This is a genomic window from Frischella sp. Ac48 (assembly GCF_019641635.1).
Taxonomy (GTDB): Bacteria; Pseudomonadota; Gammaproteobacteria; order Enterobacterales; family Orbaceae; genus Frischella; species Frischella japonica.
The window spans coordinates 1-15,346 of record NZ_JAETXP010000013.1 but is presented as its reverse complement, the minus strand read 5'-3'; the positions used below and the strand labels follow the sequence as shown (position 1 = coordinate 15,346).

11 protein-coding genes and 1 tRNA gene are annotated in these 15,346 nt (G+C 34.8%); 8 read left to right on the top strand and 4 right to left on the bottom strand.

Annotated features, from left to right (window positions below):
* Positions 1-46: 46 nt before the first annotated feature.
* The 4 genes from JMI89_RS09655 to JMI89_RS09640 form a co-directional block, all read right to left on the bottom strand.
* On the bottom strand, positions 47-3,304 hold the full coding sequence (locus JMI89_RS09655) for an ankyrin repeat domain-containing protein (protein WP_220679961.1): 3,258 nt from the start codon (positions 3,302-3,304) through the stop codon (positions 47-49).
* A 316-nt stretch (positions 3,305-3,620) separates the two neighbouring features.
* Positions 3,621-3,863, bottom strand: a complete 243-nt coding sequence (locus JMI89_RS09650; protein ID WP_187755880.1) for a hypothetical protein — start codon at positions 3,861-3,863, stop codon at positions 3,621-3,623.
* A gap of 14 nt (positions 3,864-3,877) precedes the next feature.
* On the bottom strand, positions 3,878-4,903 hold the full coding sequence (locus JMI89_RS09645; RefSeq protein ID WP_220679997.1) for an SPFH domain-containing protein: 1,026 nt from the start codon (positions 4,901-4,903) through the stop codon (positions 3,878-3,880).
* Positions 4,904-4,917: 14 nt separating this feature from the next.
* On the bottom strand, positions 4,918-6,288 hold the full coding sequence (locus tag JMI89_RS09640) for a hypothetical protein (RefSeq protein ID WP_187755879.1): 1,371 nt from the start codon (positions 6,286-6,288) through the stop codon (positions 4,918-4,920).
* A gap of 338 nt (positions 6,289-6,626) precedes the next feature.
* On the opposite strand from JMI89_RS09640, the gene JMI89_RS09635 reads away from it, so the two are divergent.
* From JMI89_RS09635 to JMI89_RS09600, 8 genes are all read left to right on the top strand, one after another.
* Positions 6,627-7,421 carry a hypothetical protein gene (locus tag JMI89_RS09635; RefSeq protein ID WP_187755878.1) on the top strand — a complete coding sequence of 265 codons (795 nt, stop codon included), beginning with the start codon at positions 6,627-6,629 and terminating at the stop codon, positions 7,419-7,421.
* A 225-nt stretch (positions 7,422-7,646) separates the two neighbouring features.
* Positions 7,647-7,723 (top strand) — tRNA-Met (locus tag JMI89_RS09630).
* 193 nt (positions 7,724-7,916) lie between these two features.
* Positions 7,917-8,372, top strand: a complete 456-nt coding sequence (gene rimP / locus JMI89_RS09625) for a ribosome maturation factor RimP (protein ID WP_187755877.1) — start codon at positions 7,917-7,919, stop codon at positions 8,370-8,372.
* A 39-nt stretch (positions 8,373-8,411) separates the two neighbouring features.
* Positions 8,412-9,887 (top strand): transcription termination factor NusA, encoded by a 1,476-nt coding sequence (gene nusA, locus JMI89_RS09620; protein WP_220679960.1) that lies wholly within the window; start codon positions 8,412-8,414, stop codon positions 9,885-9,887.
* A gap of 30 nt (positions 9,888-9,917) precedes the next feature.
* Positions 9,918-12,602: a translation initiation factor IF-2 gene (infB, locus tag JMI89_RS09615; protein WP_187755875.1), complete on the top strand. Its 2,685-nt coding sequence runs from the start codon at positions 9,918-9,920 to the stop codon at positions 12,600-12,602.
* 92 nt (positions 12,603-12,694) lie between these two features.
* Positions 12,695-13,072, top strand: coding sequence for a 30S ribosome-binding factor RbfA (gene rbfA, locus JMI89_RS09610; protein WP_220679959.1), 378 nt, complete (start codon positions 12,695-12,697; stop codon positions 13,070-13,072).
* A 200-nt stretch (positions 13,073-13,272) separates the two neighbouring features.
* A complete protein-coding gene (gene truB / locus JMI89_RS09605; protein WP_187755873.1) occupies positions 13,273-14,184 on the top strand; it encodes a tRNA pseudouridine(55) synthase TruB in 912 nt (303 codons plus the stop codon).
* 3 nt (positions 14,185-14,187) lie between these two features.
* Positions 14,188-15,063, top strand: coding sequence for an EamA family transporter (locus JMI89_RS09600; protein ID WP_220679958.1), 876 nt, complete (start codon positions 14,188-14,190; stop codon positions 15,061-15,063).
* Positions 15,064-15,346: the final 283 nt, after the last annotated feature.

Below are 15,346 nucleotides of genomic sequence, written 5' to 3'. Positions count from 1 at the left end.
TTTAATTTTAACATTGGGATTTTCGAAGTTGAACAATTTATGTTCATTAGTTTTTTAATACATACAACAAATCTTGATCTGGATAGGATGCTCCACCACCTTGTGCCACAAAAATATAACCATCATTTGCTATGAAGAGCTGACGTACACCATCATCACCATGGAAACTCGGAAATTGCCACATTTGCCAATCTTGATTTTTTAGATTAAATGTTCCTACGGCTTTTTGATGGGGATCTAATATTATAAGCATATCGTTATGATAATGAATTGGTCCACCTACAGGTACATCAACTACTGTATGGGCATTTGCACCATCTAAATAACATAAACGATAGATGGGGTTTTGTTGTTCATTTTTTGATATTAATTTAAATAAACCATAGACTTGATTATGTCCGTTACATAGTCCCATAATACTAAATGATTGCCAATACTCATCATCATCAAACTCACATACAATATGATCAATTTTCATAGAGCTAAAATTCAATGTCTGAATGATATTATCTCGAGTATAAACCCACAATTGGTCGGTCATTTGAAAACTATCAATAAAACCATTTAGAGTATAGAGTTCTGCGTTTTCAACAATAGAACCCGATAAAAAATCAATAATATTAACTTTAGTACAACGAGCCTCTTGAGTTAAAATTACTAAATTATTATCAACAATATACCCTTTTGCGGTCAATCTACCATATAAACTGACTTTCCATTGTTGCTTGCGTTGTTTTAAACATATCCCTACTAAATTTTTTTGCACAACACAAACAGCGCGATCATTGTGAATATAGATAGGTCCACTCATATCTTGACCTAAACCGACTGACCATAAAACTTTGCCAGATTGCTGATCTATTTCAGCAAAACGGTTTTCTACGCCAGCATAAAGATGTCCGTTATAAGAATAGGGATAACTAATGCCATAACGACCAAATAGTGTCTTACCTGTTATTTTATCTATGCAGTAAGTTCGGTCTATTCCCTTTTCTGTTACATACAAGTAAGAGCTGGTTATCATTAGATGATCTAAAGAATATCGCGGCAATGCTAAACTAGCATAAAGATGTAAATTTGAATTAACTGCTTTATTAGGTGTGTTGAGTGGTTGCCAATTTAATTCAACCGCATGGCTATTGGCTTGCTTATGTTGATTGATAGCAATATTTTCAGCAAATTTTCTTTGTAATGCTAATTTTTCAATTAAATCTTCAGCTGTTTCGCCCAAACTATTCGCAATAAGGGGATTGGCACCATATTCTAATAGTGTTTCTACCAAATTATATTTATCACTATCTGCAAGCGCTAAATGTAACGGAGTATTGCCCTCGTGATCCTGGATATTCGGGTTCGCCTTACCTTTAGCAATTAAATGAATAATGGCATCTTCTAATTCTATATCCATAAATGATGCCGAACTATCAGCTAAAGTAATGTAGTGAAGTGGTGTGCGCCCTTTATTATCCTTAGCATTAACATCCGCACCTAGAAAATATAATAAGCTTAAAATTTCCGCTTTTTCATAGATTTTATGACGTTGGATATGATGTAATATGGTGGCACCATCATCTTGATAGCGTCGTGTTACATTAGGTCGGCAGCGCAATAAAGAAATTAAAGCGTAATACCGCCTATCTTCACTTGATGATTCATCATATAGGTTATCATCTTCAGGTTTTGCTGAATTATTAGCTGGTATCTGTAATAATGGATGGGCTAATTTTCCCGGATCATCTTTTAAGCTATACCTAGCATAGAACATAATTGGCGTCATACCGTAGATATCAGTACATTCAATATCGGCGCCTGCTTTTTGCAGTAATAAAGCTAAAAAATCTCGGTCGCCAATCACACCAGAAAACCACTTAACTAAAAAATCCCCTTTGGAATCAGGATCTTTAATACCATATTCTGCACGTAATTGAGACCAAAACATTGAACTAGTCTTACTAAGAACGGCATTAAAAAAATTATTAACGCCTAACAACTCATTAAGTTCATCGCCTAACTGCCAAGGCACCCCAGAGCCATTAAACCAAAAATAAAACAATCCGTTACGATGAATATTATTTACAATATTAATTTTGATATTATTTTTTAGCATATAAACGATATTTTCTATCGCAGTTGATTCGTGGGTAGCGCAACAAACATAATGGATCAATGAATTGCCATGTTCATCATAAATAGGGCGATCGGGTTTCGATAAAAAACGTTTTATGGCCGGTGAAAAACTTAACATAGCCGATGTTAAAACTGTTTTAATTGGTAGATTATCTTCAAAATCAACATAGAGTTTTTCAACATAATGAATAACATTTGGGCTCATTTCTCTAATGGCATAGTCAAACGCGTTTTCACCACCTCCAAATTTTAATCCTGGGCGTATAATCTCTCCTGTACTATAAATATAGGGATCAGCGCCTGCTGAAAGTAGCTTTTTAATCAAAGGTAAATCATCACCAAAGTGATAAAATGCAAGATGCATTAGTGATAAACCTGAGTTGGGATCTACGCCATCCATCGAAATGCCATTGTCAACGAGATAAATAATAACCGGTTTATTTTTGTGCACCAAACTATCAAAAAGAACTTGACGATCTAAATCTCGTACATTGATTTTAACCAATTCAAGTAATTGTTTTACTAAATTAACTTTCAAATAAGGTAATAAAGTTGCAAAGCCTTCATCATTAGCGAAATCATAATTAACGCTAAGTAACGTTTGGGTAATATCATCTATTTTTTCACTATAGCGATAGTGGATAACAATAGTCCTTAAATAGGATAACTTATTATTCTCAGCAGTATTAATATAAGGCGTGAGTAATTTGAGCATTTCCTTATGATGATTCATTAATGCAATCTCATATCCATTATCGCAATAATTGGGTATATCGGGCCGTAATCCTACAGACAGATATTGAATAACTGAATTGATATCATTGTTTCTAATGGCACGAAAAAATCTTCTAATATCCTGAGGTTGAATCCCTTTTTCAGTAGAAACAAGTATTGACTCTTTAGCTACTCGTTTTTCCTCTATAGCAACAGTATCAGTAATGTTTAGACAATTAAACCAATCAGGAATTTTTTTTTCAATATAACCTTTATTTAATTTAGCTTCTATTTCTTTTAAACTATTAGCATGACACAATTCTTCTGTTGCAAACTGCTTAGTAAGCACTTTACCTTCTTTCTTTAATTTACCGGTAACGGTTAATTGAGTGGTTTTTTGAGTGCAGATATACCAATATTTATTAGATAAACCATCAGAGAATTCAAAATAGCTTGTTATCATTATTTTTCGCCACATAAATAATTAATCGATAATGATTATATATTTATTGATTTTTGAAAGTGTGTTTCTAATAATAAATGAAAAACACTATATTTAGCAACTGAAAGATATAACCACTCTTAAGACAAAAAAATAATAAACGAGCAAGAATAAAAACAGATTGATTCATCAAATTATAAAAAATCACTGTTGTTATAAAAAAATCTAAATTTAAAATCAATTTGGATTTTTCAGCTAAATATAAATTATTTAATTAGCATTAAAAGAATAGTTATTTTGTTATGCGCTGAGCATCCCCATAAAATTTCAGCAAAAGTTATGTTTTTTTTGGTTGGGCAACCTTACCAGCTGTTTTATCATATCGATGTTCACTTTTATTAAAAAACATTGCTGACACCAAACATAATAAAATGCAACTTATTATAATGGCTGCTATTGTTAAGGCGATTTTTATTATATCAATGTGTTGTAATAAATTAATATCCCATATTAGTAGTATCACCCATAGTGAAAGCATAAAAATAAAAGCTATGCAAAGACTGGCTAAAATTGTTCTCATTTTTTGACCCTTTATTAAAGCTTATCAATATACTCTTTTTTCTTGGCTTCGAATTCTGTTTGTGTAATAACACCCAGCTCTAACAATTGTTTTAATTTAGTGAGTTTATTAAAAACATCATTGGTTTCTGCTGTTTGCTTATCCAAAACGCCTTGAGTATGTTCTGTGTTTATAGCATTTTGTGTAAAAGTTTTAGACAATTCCGCACCTGCCATAAATTGTGCACCTAAAGCAGCTACACCACCTTCATTTCTAGCCGCATCACGTATAGCTTGTAGTTTTTCCATTTCAGCATAACTTAAGTTAGCTTTACCGGCAGCAATGACATCTACTGAAATATTAGCTATTTTGGCTATTCGGTTTTCAGTTTCTTGATCAAACTGTGAAGCAATAATCCGAAAATCAGTAAGACTAAGGCCTAATTTCGTAAACTCATCGGTTAGTTGTTTCTTAACATTTTCTGATATTTGATTAAGTTCTGAATCAATTTGTAGAAAAGCATATTTACCCGATGCTAATATAGATGTTATTACCTGAATGATTCGGCTTGTAATTAACTCTTTGGCATCATTTACGGTGTATTGTTTTTGTTGACCAATAATTTGTTGATAAAAATGGCGAATATCACTGATACAATAAGAATAATTACCATTCATTTTTAGTTGAATAGGGAATTGGTAGTCAGGATCTAAATACTTAATTGGTGACGAAGTTCCCCAGCCTTGGTTTACCGTAGTTGTTGTTTTGAAAAAGTATATATACAGTTTATGTTCACTTTCAAATGATTGTCTAATTTTTAATAACGTTGTGATAAAAGGATGATTATCAGTTTTTAAATTATAAATACCAGCCTCTTCAATAATATCAACAATTTTACCTTCATAAACCAAAACGCATCCTTGTCCAGGGGCAACGATAAGTTTAGATGCATTTTTGATTTCATTATTGTTTATATTTGGGCATTGATACCATAAAATATTTGCCGAATTATCAGCCCATTCAATTACGGAAGCAAATTGTTTTTTAAAAATTCCAAACATAGTTATATTTATTCCTAATTGTTTAACGAAGTGATATCGAGACTTAATGTTTGTTTTCCTTTTTCATTTAATTCAATTAAATGATCATCTGTCATTAATAAAATACGATCCCCTAATATTTTTCCTCGAGTATTCTTGAAGTTTAATGGGAAATCGTAACTCCAAATTATTTCAGCACTTTTTGCATTTAATAATTGTACGATATAATTTTCGGCTTTTACTGGAGAGGTTGTAAAAGCAATTAAAATAAATTCTTCATTAAAATCCAATAATTTAGGGAAGAAGTAGACACGATCTGGAGTAAAATTCTGATATTTTATGGTACGAGTTCTATTCATCATCCATTCATTCATAAGTACTTTTTGATAAGGGGTTTCATCAGTAAAAAAACCATCTTCTGTACCATAAAATTTTCGCCAACTAAACGAAGGCTGTTCTCTTGGATAATTTGGTTGATATTTGTAATCAAATTTTATCAGCAGCGAATCTTCGTCAGGATATTCATAGCTATAGATATTAAATGCAAAGCCCGTGCTAGTAGCTGTATTTTCCGGTAAGGATTTGAAACCAGAATTGGCGTCAAAAAAAGCATCTTTATCATAAAGTTTATTGATAGTTGGATAAAAATAAAAATGTTTACCTTCATTCGTGTAAACATATAGGCCACTTCCCCAATCGTCTCTAACAAATTCAATTTTTGCTAAACCTTGCGAAAATTCTGGATGTTCGGAAAAGAAAGAGTCATTGACATTTTTAAAAATTTTTTCTTTTTTATTTAGTTGAAATAGTTTTAGATTATTGATTAACAATAATATTTCACCATCATCCCATGTTTTTATAACATAGGGGAATTTATTATTATGCTCATCAATCAAATTGAATTCACTCTCAAAACGCTGGGTTTTGGTATTAAATATTTTGATGAAATATTGATCTTGGGTTGGTTTCATGGATTCTGATATTGATAAATGACTTTCCATAATTAAATAAGGAGTGTCATTAGTGATAAACATAGCAATATTTTTATGTTTCCATAACTCTTTTTTCGTTGGTTGAGTTGGTTTTATACGATTTTCATTTGATGTAACATAGCTCCTGTATTCAACTACCTTGGGTTGAGTTGTTTCGGTATTTTTGATTTGAATTACAAAAAATCGAATCAGGAATAATGCAGAGAAGAAAATAATTAATCCGATGATTAAAAGTTTATTCGATTTAATGGTATTTTGTGGTCCGTTTTGTTGGTGATGAAAAATATGCATATCATTTTTATCAATAAAATAGATTGCACCACATCCGTCACAATGGTATTTATCATTCCCAAGCGAACTATGTTTAATGCACCCGCACTGTGGGCATTTGATGGTTAGTATATTAGAAGCCATATGTTAAATATAAGTTATAATTATAAGTGAGGTGTAAGGAAGAGATATTATAAGCTTTTTATAAAATTACAAAATAATTATTTTCGGTTAAAATTAAGGCGAGAATACAGATATAATCATACGATCATAAAGTAAGCCTATTGTGACATCCCAACATTGTAAGTGAAATTATTATTTAATTTAATATGATAGCATTATATGTTTTAATTGAATCAATCTGTGATCAATATTATGAATAAAACACTTAAAAATGATTGCTATTAACAACAAAATTTCATTATGATAAAATTTTTAACGAAATACAACTAAGCCGAATTAAAAAAATAAAAAGGTAATAAATGAAAAAGTTTTTCAGTTGTGGATTATATTTAATCCTTGCTTTAATTATGATTGGATGTGCTAAATCCCCGCAATCAAAATTTGACCGCATTAAAGCATTTAATAATAATTCAGTAGACCTCACCCCTTATGCACGTTATATAAAAAAACAAAAAATTATTACAGAAGAGCAGGGTAAGCGTTTAAGTGTAAATGTTTTTGAGAATAGTAACACTGGTGATTATTTAAAGAGTCAGTTGAATTATCTTGATCCTCAATTCGAAATATTAAATACCAGTCAAGAATTTGATCTGGATAACAATAAATTTAATCTTTTACTCCCCATTTTGCAAATTAAAATCACTGGCGGAACAATTATAAGAGATGAAAATAATGAGATTGTTAGATTAATTGGCGTTAATGACCAGACAATTTTTGATAATAAATATCAATATGGAAGTACTTATTTCATACAAAACGGTAAAATAATCCGTACTGTAAGCGTAGGTAATAAAGCCATTTGGGAGGCGAATATTACTTGGGATGGTGATTTACCAACTAAGGAAGAGACCAAAGTGACAGTAAATGGAAAAATAATAGTAAGGATGATTAACTATTTTTTCTATAATCATAAAGGACAATTGATCAAAGAAGAACATGATATAATAAATTCAGAAAATATTTCAAATGTTTATGAAATATTTTATACTGAATATAACCAGTATGGGGATTGGATTAAAGCGCTAAAATATTCTAAAGATCAAATATCGGTAGAACCTAAGGTAACAATAACCAGAGAAATTGAATATTGGTAAAATAGTGAATGATATTTATTGGGATATTAGGTTAAATTTAGCTTGAAAATATTGCCATAAAGCTATGAACACTACCTCTATCGTATTTTGATTAGTAAAAAGTTTTATATTGGTTATTAATTTAAATGATAATTTGGTCGAAAACAATCAAAACTCACGTTTAAAATTGGGGTAAATTTATATTTGCATTTTTAGCGGAAAAGCGTATAATTTTAGCACATCTATCGCGGGGTGGAGCAGCTTGGTAGCTCGTCGGGCTCATAACCCGAAGGTCGTTGGTTCAAATCCAGCCCCCGCAACCACTTGAATTTATTAAATAACAAAGTTATTTAATGTTTTTACAGTAAAGTGGCTTCATTGCAGAATCTTAAATGTAGCCTCGCTTGTCGAGGTTTTTTAATGTCTGGTGGAGTATTATTACTGAATTTAATGGATTATTGATTAAGTTGGGCTTTATGCCCTTTTTTATTTTGTAATGGTGTTGTGGAGGTCTCATTGACTAATTTAGAACAACAATTAATAAATATTATTCAAGGGCCAGTAATGGCTTTAGGTTTTGAATTGGTTGGCGTTGAATACATACGTAGCCGTTTACCAATTTTACGCGTTTATATCGATAGCGAAAATGGCATAACGGTTGATGATTGCGCTGATGCGAGCCGCCAAATTAGTGCTGTTTTAGATGTTGAAGATCCGATCACAACAGCTTATAACTTAGAAGTTTCGTCACCGGGAATGGATCGCCCACTATTTACTATTGAGCACTATCGTCGTTTTATAGGTGAAGAGATAAGTGTGTCATTACGTATTGCCGTGGCTAACAGACGTAATTGGAAAGGAACGATTAAATCAGTGGCAGATAATGAAATGATTACCTTAACTATTGACGGTAAAGATGAAGTTTTCGCTTTAAGCAATATTCAAAAAGCCAATATCGTTCCTAAATTTTGAACCTAATTTAACAAATTATAGATAAGTAGGTAGAACAGGATGAATAAAGAGATTTTAGCGGTTGTTGAAGCCGTGTCTAATGAAAAAGCGTTATCAAGAGAGAAGATTTTTGAAGCTTTAGAATCAGCACTGGCAACCGCAACAAAAAAGAAAAATGGACAAGACATTGATGTCGTTGTAAAGATTGACCGTAAAACAGGGGATTATGATACTTTCCGTCTTTGGACTGTCGTTGAGCAGGTTGCCCAGCCATTGCGAGAAATCACCTTAGAAGCGGCGCAATATGAAGATCCGTCTAAGAAGATTGGTGATTACGTTGATGAGCAGATCGATTCGATTGCATTTGACCGTATCACTACACAAACAGCGAAACAAGTGATTGTACAAAAAGTTCGCGAAGCGGAACGTGCGATGGTCATTGATATGTTCCGTAATCGTATTGGTGAGATCGTAACCGGTATCGTTAAGAAAACTAATCGTGATAGTGTAATCCTTGATTTGGGTAATAATGCCGATGCGATGATGATGCGTGATGATATGTTACCACGAGAAAATTTCCGTATTGGTGATCGTGTACGCGGTATTTTATATTTAATTGAGCATCCAAATAAGCCTGCACAATTATTTGTAAGTCGTTCTAATCCGCAAATGATGGAAGAATTATTCCGTATAGAAGTGCCTGAAATTGGTGAAGAGATGATCGACATCAAAGGTGTGGCGCGTGATCCTGGTTCAAGAGCTAAAATTGCGGTGAAAAGTAATGATCGTCGAATTGATCCCGTCGGCGCTTGTGTTGGTATGCGCGGTGCACGTGTACAAGCGGTTTCTAACGAATTTGGTGGTGAACGTATCGATATCGTATTATGGGATGATAATCCTGCACAGTATGTTATCAATGCAATGGCTCCAGCAGATGTTGTTTCAATTGTTGTTGATGAAGATAAACATACGATGGATATTGCGGTACATGAAGAAAACTTACCACAAGCGATCGGGCGCAATGGGCAGAATATTCGTTTAGCATCCCAATTAACAGGTTGGACTTTAAACGTCATGACCACCGATCAATTGCAGGAAAAACATCATCAAGAATCATTTGCTGCTATAAAAAACTTTATGAAGCATCTTGATATTGAGGAAGATCTTGCTACTTTATTAGTTGAAGAAGGTTTTAGTAGTTTAGATGAGCTTGCTTATATTCCTGTTGATGAATTGTTAGAAATTGAAGGGTTAGATGAAGAGTTAGTGACAGCATTAAGAAGTCGTGCAAAAGATGCGTTAACCACTTTAGCATTAGCCCATAGTGGTGAGAAGCAGCCAGCTCCTGACCTACTCAATTTACCCGGTGTAACACAAGAATTAGCCTACAAATTAGCAGCTAATGGTGTTACAACATTGGAAGAGTTAGCTGAACAAGGTATAGATGAATTGGCGGATATCGAAGGTTTGACAAGCGAGCAAGCCGGTGAATTGATCATGAAAGCCCGTAACATCTGTTGGTTTGCCAACGAATAGTTTAAACGTAACAGGAAGAGACAATTACCTATGACAAAAGTATCGATAAAAACACTGGCGCAAGAGATTAATACTCCAGTGGAAACCCTGTTGCAAAAATTTGCCGAGGCAGGTATTAATAAAACGGAAACGGATGCCGTGACTCAAGCGGAAAAAGAGGCGTTATTGGCGCACTTTAATCCCCAACAAGCACCGACAAAATTAACTTTGCAACGTAAAACGCATTCAACCTTAAATGTTCAGGGTTCAGGTGGTAAAAGTAAAGAAGTTAAAATAGAAGTCCGCAAAAAGCGAACTTTTGTAAAACATGACGCAGCTCAGATTGCTGCCGAGCAGGAAAAAGCGCGTCAGGAAGCTGAACAAAAAGCCGCTATTGAGAAGGCACGTTTGTTAGCAGAAGAAAAAGCTAAACAAGAACAAGAAGAAGCCGAAAGATTACGTAAAGAGCAAGAATTGCAAGCGGAACAAGCTAAACAAGCTGAATTAGCAAAAGCTAATGCTGAAAAGCAACAGAAAGAAGAAAAAGCAGTTAATTTGGATTCAAAAGCTAAAAAAGCGCATGATGAAAAAGCCCGTTTGGAAGCTGAAGCCAACGAAATAAAACGTAAAGCCGAAGAAGAAAATCGACGTAAACTTGAAGAAGAAGCGAAGCGAATGGCTGAAGAAGCTCGTAAGCTAGCAGCGCAATATAACGATAATGCTGAAGAACGCACGGAAGATAATGAAGATTATCATATGACAACTTCAGCTTATGCTCGCGCTGCAGAAGATGATAATGATCGTGAAGTAGAAAGTGGTCGTGGTCGCGGACGTGGTAGCAAGATCACGAAACAGAAGAAAGGTAGCAAACTTTCTGAAAGTAAAGCCGAACGTGAAGAAGCACGTGCGATCACTCGTAGTGGTCATAAAAAGAAAGGTAAAAGTACTATTCAACAAGGTTTTAATAAACCAGTACAAGCGGTTAACCGTGATGTTGTCATTGGAGAAACTATTACCGTTGCAGAACTGGCTAATAAAATGGCGGTTAAGGGTTCAGAAGTAATTAAAACTATGATGAAAATGGGGGCAATGGCAACCATTAATCAAGTGATAGATCAAGAAACAGCACAACTTGTTGCTGAAGAGATGGGTCACAAAGTAGTACTTCGTCGCGAAAATGAATTGGAAGAATCCCTAATGAGCGATCGTGATACCGGAGCTGAAAAGGTATCTCGTGCCCCAGTGGTAACGATTATGGGCCACGTTGACCATGGTAAAACTTCATTACTTGACTATATTCGTAAAGCGAAAGTGGCATCTGGTGAAGCGGGTGGGATTACGCAGCATATTGGTGCTTACCATGTAAGTACACCAAACGGTGACATCACATTTTTAGATACTCCAGGTCATGCGGCATTTACCTCAATGCGTGCACGTGGTGCAAAAGCGACTGATATCGTGGTACTCGTGGTTGCAGCCGATGATGGTGTTATGCCACAAACTATTGAGGCAATTCAGCATGCCAAAGCGGCTAATGTGCCAATCGTGGTGGCAGTGAATAAAATTGATAAACCAGAGGCCGATCCAGATCGAATTAAAGGTGAATTAGCTCAATATGGCGTAATGTCTGAAGATTGGGGTGGTGATGCTCAATTTGTCCATGTATCAGCAAAAGTGGGTACTGGGATTGATCAGTTACTTGAAGCCATTTTATTACAAGCTGAAGTATTAGAGCTAACGGCAATCCAAACGGGTATGGCAAGTGGAGTGGTTATTGAATCATTCCTTGATAAAGGTCGTGGTCCAGTGGCGACAGTGTTAGTACAATCCGGTACTTTACGTAAAGGTGATATCGTTCTTTGTGGTTTTGAATACGGACGTATTCGAGCTATGCGTAATGAACTAGGTAAAGAAGTGGTTGAAGCTGGTCCATCTATGCCTGTTGAGATTTTAGGGTTATCCGGTGTGCCAGCTGCTGGTGATGAAGCAACGGTTGTTCGAGATGAGAAGAAAGCACGTGAAGTAGCACTTTATCGTCAAGGTAAATTCCGTGATGTTAAACTTGCTCGTCAGCAAAAAGCTAAACTGGAAAACATGTTCACTAACATGACTGAAGGGGATGTATCTGAATTAAATATTGTACTAAAAGCTGATGTACAAGGTTCAGTAGAAGCTATTTCTGATGCGTTGCTTAAGTTGTCAACTGATGAGGTGAAAGTTAAAATCGTCGGTTCAGGTGTTGGTGGTATTACAGAAACCGATGCATCATTAGCTGCCGCATCTAATGCAATTATTCTTGGCTTCAACGTTCGAGCTGATGCATCAGCTCGCAAAGTAATTGAATCAGAAAATCTAGATTTACGTTACTATTCGGTTATTTATGACCTGATCGATGAAGTAAAACAGGCGATGAGTGGAATGCTTTCCCCTGAATATAAACAAGAGATCATTGGTTTGGCTGAGGTACGCGATGTGTTTAAATCTCCTAAATTTGGTGCTATCGCAGGTTGTATGGTGGTCGAAGGTGTTGTAAAACGACACAATCCAATCCGTGTCTTACGTGACAATGTGGTCATTTACGAAGGCGAGTTAGAGTCATTACGTCGTTTCAAAGATGATGTTAATGAAGTACGTAATGGAATGGAATGTGGTATCGGTGTTCGTAACTACAATGATGTTCGTGTTGGTGATTCGATTGAGGTGTTTGAAACCATCGAAATTAAACGTACTATCTAATTTACTTTTGAGAAAGATTCGTCTTTCACGTAATGTTATTCGGTTTTGTGCCAATTGGCACAAAACGACATCAAATAAGAGGATTCAACCATATGGCGAAATCATTTACTCGTCCACAACGTGTTGGTCATGAATTACAAAAAGAAATTGCCATTATCTTGCAAAGAGAGATCAAAGATCCTCGTCTTGGTATGGTAACTGTTTCAGGTGTTGAACTATCCAGAGATTTGTCTTATGGGAAAGTGTTTGTTACTTTTCTTAATGATAGCGATCCAGAGGTTGTCACTCAAGGATTAAAAGTATTGAACGATGCCACAGGGTATATTCGTTCATTAGTCGGGAAGGCAATGCAACTGCGAATTATTCCCGAACTAAAATTCTTTTATGATGAATCGTTAGTAAAAGGGATGCGCATGTCTAATTTAGTCAGCCAAGTGGTTCAAAAGGACAAAAATCGACATCAAGATTAACTTTTATGTTGGTCAAGTTTATTTATCATTAAATCCTTTGTTACTGTGCTAACAAGGGATTTATTTGTTTTAGTGATAAACATAAAATTTATTTACTCATTCATCGGTTTGTAAACTTATTTTAGCGAGAATATGTTTTGTTTTAGCGCGATAAATTTACTGTGGATGTGTGTTTTTATATTTGTTCAGGTCGTTAATATATGGCAAGAAGAAAAAAAGGTCGTAACCTAAATGGTGTTTTATTATTAGATAAGCCACAAGGTATGACTTCTAATGATGTATTACAAAAAGTTAAAAATGTCTTTAATGCTCAAAAAGCTGGACATACTGGGGCATTAGATCCACTCGCAACAGGAATGTTACCTATATGTTTTGGTGAATCGACCAAGTTTTCGCAATATCTTTTGGATTCCGATAAACGATATCGGGTTATTGCACAATTAGGTATAAGGACAGATACCTCGGATGCTGATGGTCAAGTAGTCGCTGAAAAAACTGTCAAAATTAATGAAGCAGATATTTTGGCCGTGTTACCTCATTTTCGTGGCGATGTAATGCAAATACCCACCATGTTTTCGGCATTGAAATATCAAGGGCGACCATTATATGAGTATGCTCGACAAGGCATAACTGTCACCCGAGAAGCAAGACCTATTACCATTTATGAAAATCGTTTTATTAGTTTGAACAATAATCAATTAGAACTTGAAATTCACTGTTCTAAAGGAACTTATATTCGGACGATTATTGATGATTTGGGGGAACAACTCGGTTGTGGCGCGCATGTAATTTATTTGAGGCGCTTACAAGTTTCCACCTATCCTTCAGAAAAAATGGTTTCTTTGGATTTTTTGCATCAACATAGTGTGAATCAATCATTATTAGATGCACTTTTATTGCCTGTTGATAGTCCAGTATTTGATTATGATCATATTGAACTTAATGCTCAGCAAGCTAAGGCGATTTTATTAGGTCAGCAAATCCACTTTGATGAACCCTATCAGGGAAGAACATCATTGGTAAGAATTTATCAACACCAAACCTTTATTGGGATGGGCGAAGTTATTGGTCAAACTTTGTTTCCTAAGCGATTAATTCATACGGAACAATAAAAAATGTTCAGACGTTTTACCCCCATTTTTATTATTTTAATTTCCATGGCTTCAGTACAAGGTAGCTCATCACTAGCTAAACATCTGTTTCCTATCCTCGGACCAGAAGGCATGACAGCATGGCGACTATTTTTTTCGTCAATTATGTTAATTTTTATTTTCAAACCATGGCGTAAACCAATCAGTAAACAAGCTTGGAAGTATATTATTTTATACGGACTATCTCTTGGTTTTATGAACTTAAGTTTTTATTCAGCAATAGCTCGAATCCCGATAGGGATTGCTGTTGCAATTGAATTAACCGGACCTATTGTGGTCGCGATGTTCTCAGCTCGTAAACTTCTGGATTTTGTTTGGTTAGCTATCGCCATTGTAGGATTAGTCTTATTGTTACCAATGCATCAGGCTAATACCAGCTTAGATATTTACGGTATAATTTTGGCATTATGTGCAGGGACTTGCTGGGCATTATATATCCTTACTGGACGTAAAGCGGGGCAATTACAAGGTAGTTCAAGTGTTGCTCTAGCTTCAGGTCTAGTCTGCTGTATTATTTTCCCAATTGGTGTTTGGCATAACGGTACGGCAATGTTTTCGCTTGATGTTTTGCCTTTAGCATTTATTGTGGCAGTGTTAGCATCGGCAATACCATACGCTTTAGATGTGATTGCTCTACCTAAAGTACCCGCTTTAACGTTTAGCACTTTGATGAGTTTATCACCGGTACTCGGCGCTTTATCTGGTTTTTTATTTTTACAAGAAAAACTATCAACCAATCAGTGGTTTTCAATTAGTTTAATTATCATGTCATCTATTGGTACAGTGTTATCGATTAAACGTCAACCGAAGATAAAACCTATAGCAAAATGTAAAAGTTAATATTTGTAGAAGGTGGTCGCACAGCCACTAGTGTTCACTAAATTGCTTTTTCAAATCTTAAGCAAAGCTATTATTTTCAATCTAGTTATTTTCTGTATGGTCGATTGATAGCGTTTTACAGGTAGGGCATCAGTCATAGAAAAATGCTGAAGTTTATAAATATAAGGGGGCATCGCCACGCGTAACCAATTAAGTTTTCAGTTCGATAATGATAGTTTTTATCTAATCAGATTATACCGTTCAGTTAAGTAACAGTTTATTAATGATAAGTTATCAGCTAAAG

Excerpts from the sequence above, each read along its gene's own strand:
- JMI89_RS09655 (WP_220679961.1), bottom strand. The coding sequence starts at position 3,304 with ATGATAACAAGCTATTTTGAATTCTCTGATGGTTTATCTAATAAATAT.
- JMI89_RS09650 (WP_187755880.1), bottom strand. The coding sequence starts at position 3,863 with ATGAGAACAATTTTAGCCAGTCTTTGCATAGCTTTTATTTTTATGCTT.
- JMI89_RS09645 (WP_220679997.1), bottom strand. The coding sequence starts at position 4,903 with ATGTTTGGAATTTTTAAAAAACAATTTGCTTCCGTAATTGAATGGGCT.
- JMI89_RS09640 (WP_187755879.1), bottom strand. The coding sequence starts at position 6,288 with ATGGCTTCTAATATACTAACCATCAAATGCCCACAGTGCGGGTGCATT.
- JMI89_RS09635 (WP_187755878.1), top strand. The coding sequence starts at position 6,627 with ATGAAAAAGTTTTTCAGTTGTGGATTATATTTAATCCTTGCTTTAATT.
- nusA (WP_220679960.1), top strand. The coding sequence starts at position 8,412 with ATGAATAAAGAGATTTTAGCGGTTGTTGAAGCCGTGTCTAATGAAAAA.
- infB (WP_187755875.1), top strand. The coding sequence starts at position 9,918 with ATGACAAAAGTATCGATAAAAACACTGGCGCAAGAGATTAATACTCCA.
- rbfA (WP_220679959.1), top strand. The coding sequence starts at position 12,695 with ATGGCGAAATCATTTACTCGTCCACAACGTGTTGGTCATGAATTACAA.
- truB (WP_187755873.1), top strand. The coding sequence starts at position 13,273 with ATGGCAAGAAGAAAAAAAGGTCGTAACCTAAATGGTGTTTTATTATTA.
- JMI89_RS09600 (WP_220679958.1), top strand. The coding sequence starts at position 14,188 with ATGTTCAGACGTTTTACCCCCATTTTTATTATTTTAATTTCCATGGCT.